14 protein-coding genes are annotated in these 18479 nt (G+C 35.7%); 8 read left to right on the top strand and 6 right to left on the bottom strand.

The features are described 5' to 3' along the window. The first annotated feature begins 99 nt into the window (after positions 1-99). Complete coding sequence (locus ACFO3O_RS16955) at positions 100-2754, top strand: T9SS type B sorting domain-containing protein (protein WP_379980996.1); 2655 nt, start codon at positions 100-102, stop codon at positions 2752-2754. Positions 2755-2826: 72 nt separating this feature from the next. On the opposite strand, the gene ACFO3O_RS16950 is transcribed toward ACFO3O_RS16955, so the two are convergent. Further along, on the bottom strand, positions 2827-3768 hold the full coding sequence (locus tag ACFO3O_RS16950; protein ID WP_379980994.1) for a glycosyltransferase family 2 protein: 942 nt from the start codon (positions 3766-3768) through the stop codon (positions 2827-2829). Between the two features lie 14 nt (positions 3769-3782). Beyond that, complete coding sequence (locus tag ACFO3O_RS16945; protein ID WP_379980992.1) at positions 3783-4310, bottom strand: DUF4199 domain-containing protein; 528 nt, start codon at positions 4308-4310, stop codon at positions 3783-3785. Between the two features lie 182 nt (positions 4311-4492). Here ACFO3O_RS16945 and ACFO3O_RS16940 point away from each other — a divergent pair, with 182 nt between their 5' ends. The 5 genes from ACFO3O_RS16940 to fsa all read left to right on the top strand — a co-directional run bounded on the left by ACFO3O_RS16940 (position 4493) and on the right by fsa (position 7828). Then, positions 4493-4744 (top strand): type B 50S ribosomal protein L31, encoded by a 252-nt coding sequence (locus tag ACFO3O_RS16940; protein ID WP_379980990.1) that lies wholly within the window; start codon positions 4493-4495, stop codon positions 4742-4744. Positions 4745-4900: 156 nt separating this feature from the next. Further along, the gene (locus tag ACFO3O_RS16935) at positions 4901-5533 is read left to right on the top strand and encodes an NAD(P)H-dependent oxidoreductase (RefSeq protein WP_379980988.1); all 633 of its coding nucleotides are present in this window, start codon (positions 4901-4903) and stop codon (positions 5531-5533) included. Positions 5534-5719: 186 nt separating this feature from the next. Further along, positions 5720-6166 carry a thioredoxin family protein gene (locus ACFO3O_RS16930; RefSeq protein WP_379980986.1) on the top strand — a complete coding sequence of 149 codons (447 nt, stop codon included), beginning with the start codon at positions 5720-5722 and terminating at the stop codon, positions 6164-6166. 106 nt (positions 6167-6272) lie between these two features. After that, positions 6273-7076, top strand: coding sequence for an SDR family oxidoreductase (locus tag ACFO3O_RS16925; RefSeq protein WP_379980984.1), 804 nt, complete (start codon positions 6273-6275; stop codon positions 7074-7076). Positions 7077-7174: 98 nt separating this feature from the next. After that, positions 7175-7828 carry a fructose-6-phosphate aldolase gene (gene fsa, locus ACFO3O_RS16920; protein WP_379980982.1) on the top strand — a complete coding sequence of 218 codons (654 nt, stop codon included), beginning with the start codon at positions 7175-7177 and terminating at the stop codon, positions 7826-7828. Positions 7829-8176: 348 nt separating this feature from the next. Here fsa and ACFO3O_RS16915 read toward each other — a convergent pair whose 3' ends face one another. After that, positions 8177-9559, bottom strand: a complete 1383-nt coding sequence (locus tag ACFO3O_RS16915) for a TlpA family protein disulfide reductase (protein WP_379980980.1) — start codon at positions 9557-9559, stop codon at positions 8177-8179. 304 nt (positions 9560-9863) lie between these two features. Between ACFO3O_RS16915 and ACFO3O_RS16910 the strand changes: the two genes are divergently transcribed. Beyond that, positions 9864-11483 carry an ABC-F family ATP-binding cassette domain-containing protein gene (locus tag ACFO3O_RS16910; protein ID WP_379980978.1) on the top strand — a complete coding sequence of 540 codons (1620 nt, stop codon included), beginning with the start codon at positions 9864-9866 and terminating at the stop codon, positions 11481-11483. Positions 11484-11780: 297 nt separating this feature from the next. On the opposite strand, the gene ACFO3O_RS16905 is transcribed toward ACFO3O_RS16910, so the two are convergent. The 3 genes from ACFO3O_RS16905 to pheT all read right to left on the bottom strand — a co-directional run bounded on the left by ACFO3O_RS16905 (position 11781) and on the right by pheT (position 15595). Beyond that, positions 11781-12293, bottom strand: coding sequence for a putative signal transducing protein (locus ACFO3O_RS16905; protein WP_379980976.1), 513 nt, complete (start codon positions 12291-12293; stop codon positions 11781-11783). Further along, positions 12294-13016, bottom strand: a complete 723-nt coding sequence (locus tag ACFO3O_RS16900; protein ID WP_379980974.1) for a hypothetical protein — start codon at positions 13014-13016, stop codon at positions 12294-12296. 152 nt (positions 13017-13168) lie between these two features. Then, entirely contained in the window at positions 13169-15595 is a 2427-nt protein-coding gene (gene pheT / locus ACFO3O_RS16895) for a phenylalanine--tRNA ligase subunit beta (RefSeq protein WP_379980972.1), read from the bottom strand. Between the two features lie 321 nt (positions 15596-15916). On the opposite strand from pheT, the gene ACFO3O_RS16890 reads away from it, so the two are divergent. Next, positions 15917-18220, top strand: coding sequence for an endonuclease (locus tag ACFO3O_RS16890; protein WP_379980970.1), 2304 nt, complete (start codon positions 15917-15919; stop codon positions 18218-18220). Positions 18221-18479: the final 259 nt, after the last annotated feature.

The raw sequence follows: 18479 nt of genomic DNA, 5'->3' as shown, positions 1-18479 counted from the left end.
TTTTTGTGTTAATTTTTATCGGTAATTACTATTTTATAGTTTATATCTCTGATATTTGATCTAAACTTAATCAAAACTCTTTTAAACCCAACCAAACCATTGAGATTATTAATAGCTGTTATTGTTTTTGTGTTATTTTCAATACAAGCTTCTGCACAACGAGATGCAGCTAATTGGTATTTTGGCAACTTTGCAGGTCTAGATTTTAATTCTGGTGTTCCCGTAGTTATTGAAGATGGTGCCTTAGATACGACAGAAGGTTGCTCAGCAATTTCAGACAAAGATACAGGAGATATTCTTTTTTACACAGAGGGAACTACCATCTGGAATAGGAATAATGAAGTGATGGTTAATGGTACTGATCTATTAGGTAGTCTTTCTTCAACACAATCTGCTGTTATAGTTCCATTGCCAGGAAGTGAGACTCTTTTTTATATTATCACAACAGACGAGGTTCAAGCCTATCAAAATACGGGGATGGGTAATGGCATAAACTATTCAATTGTTTCTATGCTAGGCGATGGTGGGCTAGGGGAAGTCATAGAAAAAAACACAAACTTATTACCAGAGGGTTCAGAAAAAATTTCGGTGGTTGAAACAGCAGATGGGGCCAACTATTGGATCGTAACTCATTTTCAAGATGCATTTTTTTCCTATTTATTAGACGCTTCAGGAATTAACACTACGCCAGTGATTTCTACGATTGGGCCAAATATTGATGACTTTAATAATTATAGAGGGGCAATGAAAATTGCTCCCAACGGATCTAAACTAGCCATTTCTCATTGTTTGTTTGAACCAAGTCTAGGTGGATTTGCATACCTGTATGATTTTGATAATGCAACGGGAGTGGTAGATAATCAGTTATTAATAAATGATGATCTTGTATATTACGGAGTTGAGTTTTCTTCAGACTCTTCTAAACTATATTTTAGTGGAAAAACAGTAGATAATATGGGGCAATCTGATCGTATTGTTATTGAGCAATATGACTTAAATGCTACATCCATAGTTGACACAAGGTATTTTGTGTTAAACCTCGATAATGGATTATTAAGTGATCTTGCAGGTGCTTTGCAAATCGCTATGGATAGAAAAATATATCATGCACTTCCAGGTACAAATCTATCTGTTATTAATAATCCAAAATTAGTAGGACCTTCCGTAAATTTCACGCAAGAATCTGTCAACTTAGGATTTAGGAGTAGTTCATTTGGATTACCACAATACATTCAATCCTTTTTTGAGTCTTTTGTGACTATAGAAAATCTTTGTGAGGGCGAAATCACCGAGTTTACAGTAGATCCTAATGCAAATGTAACAGCGGCTCAATGGGATTTTGGTGATCCAGCGAGTGGACCAAGTAACACCTCTACAGCTATAAATCCCTCACATAGTTTTACAGCACCTGGTGTATATACTGTTACTGTTGAATTTCAATTTTCAGATAGAGTGCCCAAAACCTTTGTAGAATTTGTACAAATTGTACCTCAATTAGACGTGCCAAGCACTTTAGTCTACACACAATGTGATATTGATGGGATGAATGATGGGAGAAGTGTGTTTAATCTTCTTAACTTCACAGATGAAGCTCTAGAAGTGAGTGGACTACAGTATAGGTTTTATAATTCATTAATAGATGCTCAGTTAGATCAAGATCAAATCTTGAGTCCAACGACCTATTTAAATTCTTTTAATGGGGAGAATTTATATTTGGTGTTAGGAACTGAGGTTTCCTGTAATAATATTATAGAAATAACTCTTGATGTATCAGTAAACCCTGCAGGAACTGATTTCACTTATCAGTTGTGTGATATATTGCTAAGTAAACAAGATGTTTGGCAAGCTTTGCAGGCTTTAGAAATTGAAATTCTTCAAAATTTCTCTGGTGATTCTTCCGTGGCTTTCTATTTAAACATTGATGATCTTGTTGGACAAGCTAATCCATTAACACAAGCTTCAGTACCTCATTCTCTGATTGCATTAGATTTTTTAAGCGTTTTTTATATAGTATCTAACAATGAGGACTGTCTCGCTATCGGAGAGGTTACTTTTGATATTTTGTTAGGGGTAGAAGAGGGAAATAAAGAAATTAATTTTTGTACTTCTGATGGTGGTGTAGCATTAGTAACAGATGATGATTATTTGTCCTATCAGTGGTCTACAGGAGAAACAAGCCCTACCATATTTGTAAACGAGGCAGGATCTTATAATGTAGGCGTAGAGAGTCTGGCTGGGTGTACAGGAAATATACAGTTTGTAGTTACTGAAACGCAGATATTTGAGATCAGTATTGAGGTGTCAGATTTTCAGATGTATAATTCTATTATCGTAACCCCTAGTGATCCCTCGTTAGATTTATTATATTCAATAGATGGAGGATTGACCTATCAAACCCATGGTAATTTTAAAGATTTAGTACCAAAGTATTATAACCTTATTGTAAAAGATTTAGAGGGTTGTAATGAGTATAATGAGCTTATTTTAATACGAGGAGCTCCACGGTATTTTACACCTAATAATGACGGAACTCACGACTTTTGGCATGTCAATCAAGCAACGAACTACCAAGGATTGGAAGTCAAGATATTTGACCGATTTGGGAAACTACTTTATCAAATGGATCATAGAGATAGGGGATGGGACGGTACGTATAACGGCGTATTAATGCCTACAAATGGATATTGGTATCGAATCAACTACGATGGAGCTGAGTATTATGGTCATTTTACGTTAATAAGACGAAACCTGTAGGATGTGTATTTTGGTAATAAACTGAATTTTTTGGTAACAATTAACAAATAGGTAAGGATTGTGATCCTAGTGTTATATAGTTTCCTTAATCTGATACCTTTTTTTATCTCTAGAAGACCGTTGTAAAAGCTCCCCAATAAACCCTGCAATAAATAATTGAACCCCCATAAGCATGGCGATAAGTGCAATAAAAAATTGAGGTCTATCTGTAATCAAACGTCCAGTAGGGTTTAAAAATAATTTATCAATACCTAGGTAGAGTGAAAAACAAAACCCAATAAAAAACATAAAAACACCTAATGCTCCAAAAAGATGCATAGGTCTTTTGGCAAACCGAGAAAGAAACCAAATCGTCAAAAGATCTAAAAATCCATTGATAAAACGCTCCATCCCAAACTTTGTCGTACCATACTTACGAGCTTGATGCTGTACTACTTTTTCTCCAATATTTGAAAACCCTGCATTTTTGGCGAGTACAGGAATATAACGATGCATCTCTCCGTATACATCTATGGTTTTTATAACATCCCTTTTATAGGCTTTTAGGCCGCAATTAAAATCGTGTAATTTAACACCGCTGGTTTGGCGTGCTGCGGCATTAAATAATTTGCTCGGTAAATTTTTAGCGATTACAGAGTCGTATCTTTTCTTTTTCCATCCAGAGACAAGGTCAAACCCTTCTTCGGTTATCATTTTATACAATTCAGGAATCTCTTCCGGATTGTCTTGTAAATCGGCATCCATGCTAATAATCACATCACCTTGCGCCATGGCAAATCCTGCGTGTAAGGCTTGTGACTTCCCATAGTTTTTACTAAACCGAATGGCTTTTACTTGGGTATGCTTTCGCGAAAGCGTATAAATCTCCTCCCACGACCCATCGGTACTTCCGTCATCGATAAACAGGATTTCATAAGAAAAACCATTGGCTTCCAGTACTTCTGAAAGCCAATGGTGTAATTCTTTAAGAGATTCTTGCTCATTAAGCAAGGGGATGACAACAGATAGTTGCATATATTTTTGATAGATTATACTGCGGGATTGTCCTTTTTAAGGACTAAACCAGCGATTAAAGATATAATAAATCCGAAAAATAACCCTCCAATGATTTGAAATGTAATAATGATACCAGCTCCTGAGAACTTTTCAGCAATTCCCATTGATTGGTCAATTTGTTCTTGAGTCATATTTGGATTTGATTCTATCATCGTATCTCGCTGTATACTCATTAATTGTTCAAAATAGGTGGGTTCTAAAAAATTAACTAATACATACGTGTAAACAACACCTATGAGTGTTGAGATCAAAGCTACCCCTAATCCAATTTTAATAGCTTCACCTAATTTCATAAACCCTCCATTATCTTTTTTGAAAGACTTGAGTGCGGTCACCATTACTATAATAAAAATTAAAAATCCAATAAGATTGACAGACCAATGTGGCTGAATATGATTATTAGTAGCATAAAGTATAACATTCAATAAAACAGAAATGACTCCTAGGAGTAATCCGTAGTTGATCATGATTTTTTTGGCAGATCCTTTAATTTGTTCCATGGTAGTGTGAAGGTTTGGTTACAGTTGCATTAGTACACAAAGATACCAAAACGTTACGTTGTACCGTTAAAATTCTTAAATTGTAATTTTTTAATGCTTTTTTGTATTTTTATATTTGTAAATAATGAATTTATATGTAAATTTGCACCTCGAAAAATCGAGCATTAATAAAGAGTAACGAGATGAAACAAGGTATACACCCAGAAAATTATAGATTAGTTGCATTTAAAGACATGTCAAATGATGAAGTGTTTTTAACAAAATCTGCTGCCGACACTAAAGAAACGATTGATGTTGATGGAACGGAGTATCCACTTATCAAATTAGAGATATCTAGAACATCTCACCCATACTACACTGGAAAAGCTAAATTAGTTGATACAGCAGGTCGTATTGATAAATTCAAAAACAAATATGCTAAGTTTAAGAAATAAACATTTGCATACATAACATATATAAAAACCTTCCATATTTGGGAGGTTTTTTGTTTTTAGTACTATTATTTTAAATACTACTATTGGTTTTTACTATACCTTATCATATCATTTTACGATAACCTCATAGTATCTTTGCGCTATAAATATATCCCGATGTCACACATATTAGATGCACTTCAATGGCGTTATGCCACCAAAAAATTCGATGCAAATCGAACTTTGTCAGATGAGAAAATAGCAGTCCTTAAAAATGCTTTTAACCTTACGGCTTCTAGTTTTGGATTGCAACCTGTAAAATTAGTAGTAATACAGAATCAAAAACTACAAGATAAGTTGGTTGCTTTGTCAATGAATCAGCAACAAGTGGCAGACGCTTCTCATGTGTTTGTTTTCTGTATTGAAACAACTATAGATACTGCCTATATAGCGTCGTATTTTGAGAATGTAAAAGATATTAGAAACACCCCAGACGAGATATTACAACCCTACAGGGAGTATTTAAATAGTCACTTTGAAAAAGAGTCCCCAGAAGCGATTAAAAGCTGGGCAGCAAAACAAGCGTATCTAGCGATGGGAAATTTATTGACAGCATGTGCTTTAGAAAACATCGATGCGTGTCCTATGGAAGGATTTGATCCATCTGGTTACGATACTTTATTAAATTTATCTGAGAAAGGACTTTCTTCTGTACTTGTGATGCCTATAGGATACCGTGCGCAAGACGATATGTTTGCCGATTTTAAAAAAGTAAGAAAACCACTCACAGAAACGGTTATAGAGTTTTAACTTCTTTTTTGTAGCAGCTTAAAATCGTACTAGATTATTGTGTATTCTACAACACATGTTTAAGTAATAATATCTGCAATATTCTGGCAAGATTCTTGTTATTTGTGCAGAAGGAAAAGGTAAAATGAATATCTAATTTGCGTTTTTCATATAAAATACTAAACTTGTTCGTGTAAAAATACTATTATGAGGTCACTATTTTTCATCCTTTTTATTGTTATCGCTAGTGTGTCTAGTGCTCAAGAAGCCGACTGGTTAACTGATTTTGAGAAGGCAAAAAAAGTTTCAAAAAAAACAAAGAAGCCTATTTTAATGTATTTTACAGGTAGTGATTGGTGTGGACCTTGTAAGATGCTAAAAAAAGATTTTTGGCAAGATCCATCGTTTATCAAACAATCTACAGATTTTGTGCTATTGGAAATAGATGTTCCTTTTCGTGAAGATATTATTTCACCAGCACAAAAAAAGAAGAACAAAGAACTTCAAAAAAAATATAACAAAGAAGGCGTATTTCCGACCTTATTAGCTCTAGACGCTAATGGGAAAGTAAAAGAACGTATTTCGGCCTATAGTATGTTAAGAGATACCAGTGGCTATTTTGCCTTCCTAGATAAAGCACGCGCTATTAGATAATTGTGCGTTTCTTGTTTTAGAATCGTATTGTATACTACAATCCCTTTCCTTATTATTTGCATATTGATTTGTGTAGTTTGATATTTGTCATTAAATCTAACTACACATGTCTAAAGTCGTTTTAATCACTGGGGCTTCTTCAGGAATAGGAAAAGCTATCGCTTATTATCTTGCAGAGCGAGGCTACATTGTATACGGAACTAGCCGTACACCTAAAATGGCAAAAGATGGAAAGGTGCATATGATTCCTCTTGATGTCACTGAGGCAGCTTCTATCTCACAAGCAATTCAAACGATTCTCAAAGATCAAAACCGTATAGATTATGTTATTAACAACGCAGGAATGGGGATTACAGGTCCTCTAGAAGAAACGCCTGACCATGAGATAAAGCGTGTTTTTGAAACTAATTACTTTGGGCCTCTCGAAGTGATAAAAGCGGTATTACCTATCATGCGTAGTCAGCGTAGTGGCATGATTATTAACGTGACTTCTATCGCTGGATATATGGGATTACCTTACAGAGGGATATATAGTGCAACTAAAGGTGCTTTAGGCATTACTACAGAAGCCTATCGTATGGAACTCAAGGAATTTAATATAAAAATGACAACAGTCGCTCCTGGGGATTTTGCGACCAATATTGCAGCTGGCCGTTACCATGCACCTATCTTAGATAACTCTCCCTACAAAAAGAATTATGGAAACACCTTACAACTCATGGATGAACACGTAGATGCTGGTATGGATACACAAATTATGGCAAAAGTGGTTCATCGTATCATGGAGTCTAAAAACCCTAAAGTGCATTACAGAGTAGGATTTTTTATGCAAAAATTCAGTATTGTGCTTAAACGTATGTTGCCTGATACGTGGTATGAAAAACTACTATTGAATCATTATAAATTATAGATTGTGCATAAGTGTGAGATAAATTAAAATCATACGTATATCGTAAGATCGTTACTTTACTTATTTTTGCAAAAAACAAAACAATAATACTCTATCCTATGAAATTTTTTATTGATACTGCAAATCTCGCTCAAATAAAAGAAGCACAAGATCTAGGTGTACTTGATGGTGTAACTACCAATCCTTCGCTTATGGCAAAAGAAGGCATTACAGGTCGTGATAATATCTTAAAGCATTATGTTGATATTTGTAATATCGTAGATGGAGATGTAAGCGCAGAAGTCATCGCAACTGAATTTGAAGCGATGGTAAAAGAAGGCGAAGAACTAGCCGCATTACATGACCAAATCGTTGTGAAGTTACCTATGATCAAAGACGGTATCAAAGCATGTAAGTATTTTAGCGATAAAGGGATTCGTACCAACGTTACACTGGTATTTTCTGCAGGTCAAGCATTACTTGCAGCAAAAGCGGGTGCCACATACGTATCTCCGTTTATAGGACGTCTTGATGATATCTCTACAGACGGACTTAACCTGATTGCAGAAATTAGACATATCTATGATAACTACGCTTTCGAAACAGAAATTCTTGCCGCATCAGTTCGTCACACTATGCATGTGATAGATTGTGCAAAAATAGGAGCCGATGTAATGACAGGACCTTTATCATCTATAGAAGGATTATTAAAACATCCATTAACAGATATAGGACTTGCTAAGTTTTTAGCAGATTATAAGAAAGGAAATTAAGAAAACCTTTCTAATTCATATAAGAAAGCCGTTTCATAATTGAAACGGCTTTTCTGTTTTTAATGGTAAAATCCTTTTTTGATGTCAACAAGATGGAATTAAACCCGTATTATGCATTAGAACTTCGTAATGATGCTTAAAGAAGTAATAAAATATAGCATTTTCTGAGTTTTAGCATAGCATCGCTATGGTTAAACTTAAAAATGTAGTGTAACGGTATATTTTGAAGCTTATTTAAGTTGTAATAGATTTTCTAATGCATAATGCGGGTTAAATCTATACGTTGAATTTATCTCAATTTTATGAGGAATTTAATGTGTAATACCTGAGAGCTAGACCTATATATAATTACTGATTAAGGTAGGCGAGGAGTTCGCTTTCAAAATCTGTGCGATGTATATTAGCGTGACTATTTAGTATTTTACCTTTTTTATCTAATACTATCGTTTTACTTATGTCATTAATAACAAGTGACAATCTTGCTTCTTGCGCATTATGAAAACGATATTCTTTAGAAGAATTAAAATTATGCTGTTTAACATGCTTTACCCATTTATTATTCTCATCGTTTACATTGATTCCAATAAAATCAAATTCTGGGTATTTAGATTGTAAATCTTTGGCTTTTTTATGCGATTCTTCTAGGTGCATGTGATTGTTGTAAGACCAAAAGTAGAGCACCGTAGGCTTTTTGATTCTACTTGATAATGTAACCATACGTTGCTCAGCATCGATTAGCATTAAGTCAGGAATAATGTTACCCGCTGCCATTTTTTTATGAGAATCATAAAGCTTTTCAACATTATTTTTTATATCAGGAGATGTGATAGAAGCAGAGAGTAAACTAAAAATCTCATCAACGCTTTTTTTGTCATTACTATTAGCTATAAAGATAGTAGCCATTCTAAACAGCTTCATATCCTTAAGTTTAGGATTTTGAATATAATTTTCAATAGCCTTTATTTTATAGTAATTATGTAAAAAAGATACCGTGTTATATGACTGATCTTTGCAGTATTCTTTGAAGGCTTGATGATCTAAAAATGCATTTATGTAACGTTGATATGCATAAAGATCTATTAAATTTTCATTGTTGAGGTTTATGCTTTCGCGAAAGCTATAAAAGTCTGATGGCAATTCTTCAATGAAGCTAACTTTATCATTTTTCTTGTAGTGAGAAAACGGATAGCTCTCTTTGCGTTGATAGTTATCATAGTTAACAGCGACCTCTGCAATTTCTCTAAAAGCATCACTGACCTCATATTTTTCGTAAAATTTTTCTAGTTGATTCTGTCGTACACGGTAAATAGAATCCAATAGAATTTCAAAATCCTTTGGTTCTCTTTGGTAATACTGTGTAAACCCTTTGTTCTCTGATTCCCAATTAAGATACATATCTATCAAGAATCGACTACGCTCAGCACCCTTACCAGAAAAGCTTAAAGACTCATCAAACTCTAGTGTATTAACTCTGAGCATAATGCTGTCACCAGGCTCTATATGTATGAGTTGATGCTCTCTATGTATAAATCTGTAAAGTCCAGGCTCAAAATCTTCAAATTTATAGATAAAACGGTTTTGAGCATTTAGAGGTATAGAATCTATAATCTTGTCGTTTTTCTGAAGTAATACATACCCTCTTTTCGGGTTAATAATTTCTCCACCTAAATACGTTTCTTTGGAATTTTTTTTACCATCAGCGTCACAAGCACTAAGTACAAATAGTGACAAAAGGATAGGTAAAATTCCTGTAAAAGTTATATGTCGTTGATTATGAGTGATAGTAGTATGAATTATAAATTAACTTTCAAATGTAACTTTTACTAAGAAACTGTGTTGTTAATTAGAAGTTAAAACCTGCATCTGTATATTGAAAAAAAGAAGGTTTTTTACATCCCAACATGCTACAGTTTTTGTTTTAATCTAGGTTTAAAGTATAAATTCTAATAATAATACTAGTATCCCTTGAATCTGCTTCGCAATCTGTTCAAGAATTGGTACTTTTGCAGGCTCAAAATATAAACAGATACATCGTATGCTTTCAGTTTCTAATTTATCAGTACAGTTTGGAAAACGTATTTTATTTGATGAAGTAAATACCTCCTTTGTTTCAGGCAATTGCTATGGTATTATTGGTGCTAATGGTGCTGGAAAATCTACATTTCTTAAAATCTTATCCGGAAAACAAGACCCTACTTCTGGGCATGTGCATCTAGAGCCCGGCAAGCGTATGTCTGTGCTAGAACAAAATCATTATGCTTATGATGAGTACAACGTTCTAGAGACGGTAGTCATGGGAAATAAGCCTTTGTATACGATTAAGAAAGAAATAGATGCACTTTATGCAGACTACTCTGATGAAAATGCAGATCGAATAGGCGAATTACAACTACAGTTTGATGAAATGAATGGTTGGAATGCAGATAGTGATGCGGCGGCTATGCTTTCTAATCTAGGGATAAAAGAAGAGCTTCATTATACATTAATGGCAGATCTAGATGGAAAACAACGTGTACGAGTACTTATAGCACAAGCACTCTTTGGAAATCCAGATGTACTCATCATGGATGAGCCTACCAATGATTTGGATTACGAAACCATCAATTGGTTAGAAAATTTCTTAGCAAATTATGAAAACTGTGTGATTGTCGTATCTCACGATAGACACTTTCTAGATGCTGTGTGTACACATATATCCGATATAGATCATAATAAAATTACACACTACAGCGGAAATTATACTTTCTGGTACGAGTCTTCACAACTGGCTGCTAGACAGAGAGCACAGCAAAATAAAAAGGCTGAAGAAAAGAAAAAGGAATTACAAGAGTTTATCGCTCGTTTTAGTGCCAACGTGGCAAAGTCAAAACAAGCAACTTCTCGTAAGAAAATGATTGATAAGCTTAATATAGAAGAGATTAAACCTTCAAGTAGACGCTATCCGGGAATTATTTTTGATCGTGATCGCGAAGCGGGAGATCAAATATTTAATGCTCAAGGACTATCAGCATCACTAGATGGAGAAGTTTTATTTAAAAATATAGACATCAATCTAGCAAAAGGAGATAAAGCAGTACTGTTTTCTAGAGATAGTAGAGCTACCTCTGCGTTCTATGAAATCATTAATAATAAACAAAAAGCAGACAGTGGAGAATTCTCTTGGGGAATTACAACCACACAATCCTACTTACCTTTGGACAACTCTGAGTATTTCGAATCGGCAGATTTGAATCTAGTAGACTGGTTACGTCAATATGCACAAACCGAAGAAGAACGAGAAGAAGTTCACTTACGCGGATTTTTAGGAAAAATGATCTTCAGTGGGGAAGAAGCACTAAAGAAATCCAACGTACTCTCAGGAGGTGAGAAAGTACGCTGTATGATCAGTAAAATGATGATGAAGCGTGCTAATATCCTTATGGTAGATGAACCAACAAACCACTTGGATCTAGAATCGATTACAGCGTTTAATAATGCGTTAAAAAACTTTAAAGGAACGGTGATGTTAACAACGCATGATCATGAGTTTGCTCAAACTGTAGGTAATAGAGTGATTGAGTTAACCCCTAAAGGAGTGATAGATCGTTATATGACTTTTGATGAGTATATGAGCGATCCAAAAATAAAAGAGTTGCGTGATAGTATGTATAGCTAGAGCAGTTCTTTCTTATAGCAGTTGTTACAAAATATGTAATACTTTGTAAATCAATAATTTATGCTGGTTTTTTTTGCTTTCGCGAAAGCATACCAAACTTCATTTAATACCAGTTATTAATTGAATTTACCGGAAAAGAAAACGATGATTTTTTTCTTTGTATGAGAAAGAAAACTAAAGCATAGCCTAAGCTACGGTTTTTTTTTTCTTGTGAAATAGAAAGGAAAAAAGGGTGTTTTATTACAGTAAATTCAATTGGTAAATGGTATAAAATAGAATTTACACTTTATTACGTACCTAGTCTCTTGTACGAAAGTGATTGATCAATGCCCATCCACAAAAAACAATAAGACCTCCACTTAACGCTATACGCCAAGTGGGTAGGGTTTCGCCATTAAGAAGCGGTGATAGCCTCCAAGCGGAATATATAATAATGATGATATTTAAAAATAGATTAAAAGGAGATCTGGTGTAGGTTTCCTTTTTTTTATTTTTAGAAGAAGTCATCGTGATTACAGGGTCTTTTTGTCTAGCTAATGCTTCAAGATCTTCATCTGGTATATTTTCAGTGTCTAAGGTGTCTATCTTACTAGCAATGATGTGCTTTGCTTTAAGCACGTCTTTTTTGTTGACAAATAATTTGACATCATTTCCGTGTGCTGCTCCATATCCGCCGCGTAAAGCGCTCTCTCCATCATCTCTTATGATACTCGTAATTCCAGACTCTTCTAGGAGCAACTTGATATGTTGTGTCGTAATTTGAGAGCCATCAAAAACTTTTTCGTAATCAGATTTTGGGAGTATATTCATTTAACGCGTTTTGTCGTATTTGCTATTCCAAATAGCAGGATTAAAGTTCTTTCCTAAAGCAAAGCCATAAAATAAAACTACAGCGGCTATTGATTTAAACATAAAAAAGAAAACCATGATATCTTGAGAGAAGTCTTGATTTTTGGTAAATAACCCATCAGGAATTAATGCTGTAGCAACTAAGCTTAGGAGCACAATAAGCACAATGAGGTTCTCAAAAGATTTGTAAGGCCACATCATCAGTTTGCGTAATGGATGAAGGTCATTTCCCCATTTGTGTATGAGATAGAAATACCCATTTCCCATAGGTGCAAATAATAAGGGGTCATCTGTTTTTTCTAGTACAAACATTTTTGAAGGTGCAATGATTTTAAACCCATTAAGTGTTGTCTGATGTTTGTTTTCTAGATACTTAATTTCGTCCAAAGCTGCCTGTGGATATTTGCCTTTAAAGTACTTAGAATCTAGGAATCGTAAACGATAATTAACACAAATTTTCTTGATTTGTTTAACATGGAAGATTCGCTCAGAATCAAGAAGGTCAAAATCAAAAGGAACAAAATCGTCTTTATCAGTCCCTTTTAGGGTGTCGATGATTCCTTTTTCGCGCAAGCGGTCTTCTTCAAAAACACGTTGTACTTGTGCAAGAATATCTTCTGATGTCCCATGCTTACTGCGTTCTTTAATGAGTTTATCTTGAATGTTTGTTCGTTGAAGTAGCATTTTCTTTTTATTTTAAAGATACGCAGTTTTGGAATAAATATCAATACATACAAGGACAACTACTTCTATTTTACAAACGTGAAACAAAAAGCCCTGTTTTTAAGAAACAGGGCTTACAATAAACTATAAAATTTTAATTCTCAAATGAAGTATTATCGCAAACTAGCTCCCAATTCTTTCTCAAAGCGCTGTTGTAATTTACTCATTACTTTGTCAATTTGCTTATCGGTGAGTGTTTTGTGTTCATCTTGCAATAAGAAACTCACGGCATAACTCTTTTTACCTTTTGGTAAGTTTTTCCCTTCATACACATCAAATAGTTGGATGTCTTTAAGGAGTTGTTTTTCCGTTTGTTTTGCAAGGGTATGGATTTCTTCAAATCGTGTTGAAGTATCTAATAGCAATGCAAAATCCCTACGAACGGATGGGTATTTTGGGATCGGTTGAAACTTGATTTTATTTCGTTTAGCAACCTCGATAATATGATCCCAATTAAAGTCAGCGTAGTATACATCTTGGCTTAGACTAAACTTCTTGAGAATAGACTTTTTTATAGGGCCATATTCTACCAATTTTGTTTTTCCAAGTTGAATGCTTACCGCTTCAGAAAAGATATCATTTTTAACAGTAGCCGTTCTTCCTCTTGTGATCCCTAGTCGATCTAATACAGCTTGTATAATCCCTTTTAAATAGAAAAAATCAGTAGTTTCATTAGTTGCTTTCCAATGTTCTGCATGACGATTTCCAGTCACAAAGAGCGAAAGATGTTTGTTTTCAACCGTACCAGACTCATAGCTATGGTAGGTTTTGCCATATTCAAAAAACTTGAGGTCAGAACGTCTTCGGTTGTTGTTGTATGAAATCGCCTCCAATCCAGAGAACAACATAGATCTCCTTAGTACACTTAATTCTTGTCCTAGAGGATTCAGCATCGTCACGTTATTTTCTGCGTGTATAAGCTCAGAATACTCTCCATAACTAGGCGTTGTTAAACTATTGGTCATGATCTCATAAAACCCTTGAGCCACCAGTTGATTAGCAACGACATCTTGTACTTTATGATCTTCAAACTTAGAAGAGTTGGCAACAGTAGCGTTTAGTTTATTCCCAAAATTAATATTGTTGTACCCGTAAACGCGTAAGACTTCTTCAATGACATCGGCTTCACGAGTAACATCATTTCGGTAGGCAGGAATGGTCATTCCTAAACCAGATTCAGTGACATTATTAATCTTGATATCTAAAGAAGATAAAATGGCTTTAATCTGTTCTCTAGGTAGTTCTTCTCCGATGAGTTTTGCGGCATTTTCAAAACTTAAGAAGACTTGTTGGTCTTCTATCTTTTTTGGATAGATGTCTACAATCTCACTCGTAATTTCTCCGCCGGCGACTTCTAATAATAAAACAGCCGCTCTCATCAGAGCATAGTCTGTAATTTTAGGATCAATTCCTCGTTCAAAACGGAAAGAGGCATCTGTGTTTAAACCGTGACGCTTTGCTGTTTTTCGTATAGATACAGGATTAAAATAAGCACTTTCTAAGAAAATAGCCGTAGTACTTTCTGTAACACCACTATCTAAACCTCCAAAAACACCTGCGATACACATTGGTTTTTCTCCGTCACAGATCATTAGATCTTCCTCGTGTAGTTCACGCTCAACACCATCTAGAGTGGTGAATTTCGTTCCTTTTTCGACTGTTTTAACTTCTATTTTATTGCCTTTAATTTTAGAGAGATCAAAAGCATGTAAGGGTTGTCCTAATTCATGTAAAACATAATTGGTAACATCTACGATGTTATTGATAGGCGTTAATCCTATGGCTTTTAAACGATGTTGAATCCAAGCAGGAGATGGAGACACTTTAAGCCCACTGATGACAAGACCTGTATATCTTGGTGCACGCTCTCCGTCTGCAACAGATACAGCTACTTTATTGAGTCTGTTTTCTATTTTAAATGACGTGTTAGAAGGCGTAATTAACTCTGGAGTGATGTCATGTTGCATGAGTCCTGCACGTAGGTCACGAGCAGTACCTAAGTGGCTCATGGCATCGGCGCGGTTAGGAGTAAGTCCGATCTCAAAAACTTGATCATTTTCTATTTCAAATACATCGGCAGCGGGTGTTCCAGGAACTAAACTGTTATCCAATACCATGATTCCATCATGACTTTTTCCAAGACCTAGTTCATCTTCGGCACAAATCATACCGTGCGATTCTTCGCCACGTATTTTTCCTTTTTTTATAGTCCACGCTTCCCCTTCTTCAGTGTAGAGGGTGGTACCTATTGTAGCCACGGGTACTTTTTGTCCTTTGGCAACATTAGGAGCGCCACACACGATTTGAACAGGGGTGTCTTGTCCAATGTCAACCGTAGTGACTTTTAATTTATCTGCATTTGTATGTTGTTCACATGTAAGTACATGTCCAATCACAACGCCTTCAAGGCCTCCTTTTACACTCTGGTAAGATTCAATGCCCTCTACTTCAAGACCTAAATCGGTTAAGAGCTCTCCAGTCTTCTCTGCATCCCAATCTATTTTGATAAATTGCTTTAGCCAGTTATAGGATATTTTCATGAATTAAAATAGGTATTTAATAAGTTGACAAAGATAGAATAAGATGCTTAGCAGACAAAGAAGTCATAAAACTATCTAATAGATATTTTCAACAATTTAATAATAAGAATTATGAACAACACTGATTATTTTAATTGTTTAGTTATCAATATTTTATATATAAAATGTTAGTATCCTGAATCTTATATGATATGCACGCATAGGAATAGCGTTATTTTTCTATTAGATTCGCTGCGCCGTTTAGAGATAACAATTTAATAATAAGTCGCTTATATTATAATTTTTACTTTTGTAGAAGAATACAAACCCAAACATAATTTTATGAAAAAATCAGTACTGTTTTTAGCCTTATGTTGTATTGCATCTATTGCATACAGTCAAATTCCATCATATTATGATGATGTCAACCTAACCTTACAAGGCGCGTCTTTACAGGCCGAATTGTCAACCAAAGTCACAAACACCCACACGACGTTCTTAAGCTATACACCTGGTGTATGGGACGCATTAAAAGTAGCCGATTTAGACCCAACCAATGCGAATAATGTCTTATTAATCTATGGATATGATGATACGGACGGAAACACGCTTACCGATAGATCAAGAGATAAAAACTTAAATGGAGGAAGCTCGGGAGAGTGGAACAGAGAACATGCCTACCCAAAATCATTAGGAAACCCAAACCTAGGTACGACAGGCCCAGGGGCTGATGCACACCACATTCGTCCAAGCGATATACAGTTGAATAGCCAACGAAGCAATCGGAAGTATGCCGCAGGTTCTGGGAATGCAGGAGTTACGGCACAAGGTCATTTTTATCCAGGAGATGAGTGGAAAGGCGATGTCGCACGAATGATGCTTTATATGTACATCCGCTATGATAATCGGTGTTTGCCTTCTAATGTAGGTATTGGAAATGCCGTAGCTAGTGATGCTAATATGATTGATTTGTTCTTGCAATGGAATGTAGAAGATCCGGTCAATGCTTTTGAAGATACCCGTAACGAAGTTTTAGCAGGGATTCAAGGAAATAGAAATCCTTTTATAGATAATCCAGCCTTCGCTACTCAAATTTGGGGAGGCGCACAAGCCGAAGATCGATTTGACGGCAATACAGGAAACCCAGGAGATCCAGGAGACCCAGCGGCTTCAGAGCTCTTCTTTTCTGAATATATAGAAGGTTCTTCTTTTAATAAAGCGTTAGAAATCGCCAATTTTACAGGAGACGCTGTCAATTTATCTGCATACTCATTAAGAAAACAAACCAATGGTGCAGGCGGTTGGAGTGCTGATTTTTCATTGAATGGTTCATTAAATGATGCAGACGTTTATGTGGTAGCGCATAGCTCAGCCAATGGAACCATTACAGGAGTGGCTAATACAACAACAACAAACACCATTATTAATTTTAACGGAAATGATGCTGTTGGTTTATTCAAAAATGGAGCGTTGATTGACATCATCGGAACATTTAATGGAGGTAGTGCCAATTTTGCAAAAGACGTAACGTTGCGAAGAAAGGCCACTGTAGTGTCGCCTACAACTACTTATACAACGTCAGAATGGGATAGCTTTCCTTCAAATACGGCTAGTGATCTTGGAGTCCATACGGTAGAAGGAAGTACCCCTCCCGCAGCCGATACCCAAGCACCTACAGCACCAGCAAACCTTTCCGCTTCAAGCGTAGGAGAAACATCACTGACGCTCTCTTGGAATGCCGCAACAGATAACGTGGGTGTGACCGAATATGAAGTGTATCAAGGAAGCACTGTTATTGGAAATCCATCAACAACGAGTTATACGGTAACTGGATTAAGTTCAGCAACTAACTATAGTTTTAGTGTTCGTGCTAAAGATGCCGCGGCCAATGTTTCAAATGCAAGTAACACCATTTCAGTGACCACAGACGCTGTCGTTTTAAATTACTGTTCTTCAGAAGGAAATAACGTAAACTATGAATACATTGATTTTGTGGGTGTCGGTGGTATTTCCAATACGACAGCAGCCAATGGGGGGTATGCCGACTTTATCAACCAAACAGGCGTTATAGGATATGGTTCCAACACCATCGTATTGAGCGTTGGTTTTTCAGGGCAATCCTACACAGAAAACTGGGGTGTTTGGATTGATTTTAACCAAAATGGCACTTTCGATACCTCAGAAAAAGTAGTTACAGGATCGACGTCAAATACGGGGAACCTTTCGTATACTTTTACAGTACCAACAAGTGCCTTAGCAGGAACCACCAGAATGCGTGTATCTATGAAGTGGAATGGAGATCCAACCGCTTGTGAGACCTTCTCATACGGTGAAGTAGAGGATTATAACGTGACTATAAGTGCCAATAGAGATGCAGCAGCAACGCCAACTTTAAAAACCGACGGGCAGTTGCGATCTGAAGCTCCTATTTATGAGGCGCAGTTCACGCAACAAGACGACACCTTACGTATCCAAATGGCGGACGCTAGACCTGTACATTATACCGTGTATACTATATTAGGGCAGGTGATAAAGCAAGATTCATTCAGCGGAGCAACATCAGTTGCAGGCTTGCGTAAAGGCGTGTACATCATACAGATTAATGATGGACAACGCGTTGTAAGTAAGAAGTTTATAAAACAATAAATTTAGTAGATACTCTGTAAAATCGCTTGAAGATTCGTCTTTAAGCGATTTTTTTTGCTTTATATTCGTGTTTGTTGTAAGGATACTGTGATATGTAGACTTTAGTAGCTGATATCTTATACCAGTTATTAATTGAATTTACTGGAAAAGAAAACGATGATTTTTTTCTTTATATAAGAAAGAAAACTAAAGCATAGCCTAAGCTACGGTTTCTTTTTTCTTGTGAAATAGAAAGGAAAAAAGGGTGTTTTATTACAGT

This window comes from Dokdonia ponticola (assembly GCF_042653865.1).
Taxonomy (GTDB): domain Bacteria; phylum Bacteroidota; class Bacteroidia; order Flavobacteriales; family Flavobacteriaceae; genus Dokdonia; species Dokdonia ponticola.
This window is presented reverse-complemented; position numbering and strand designations above follow the sequence as displayed.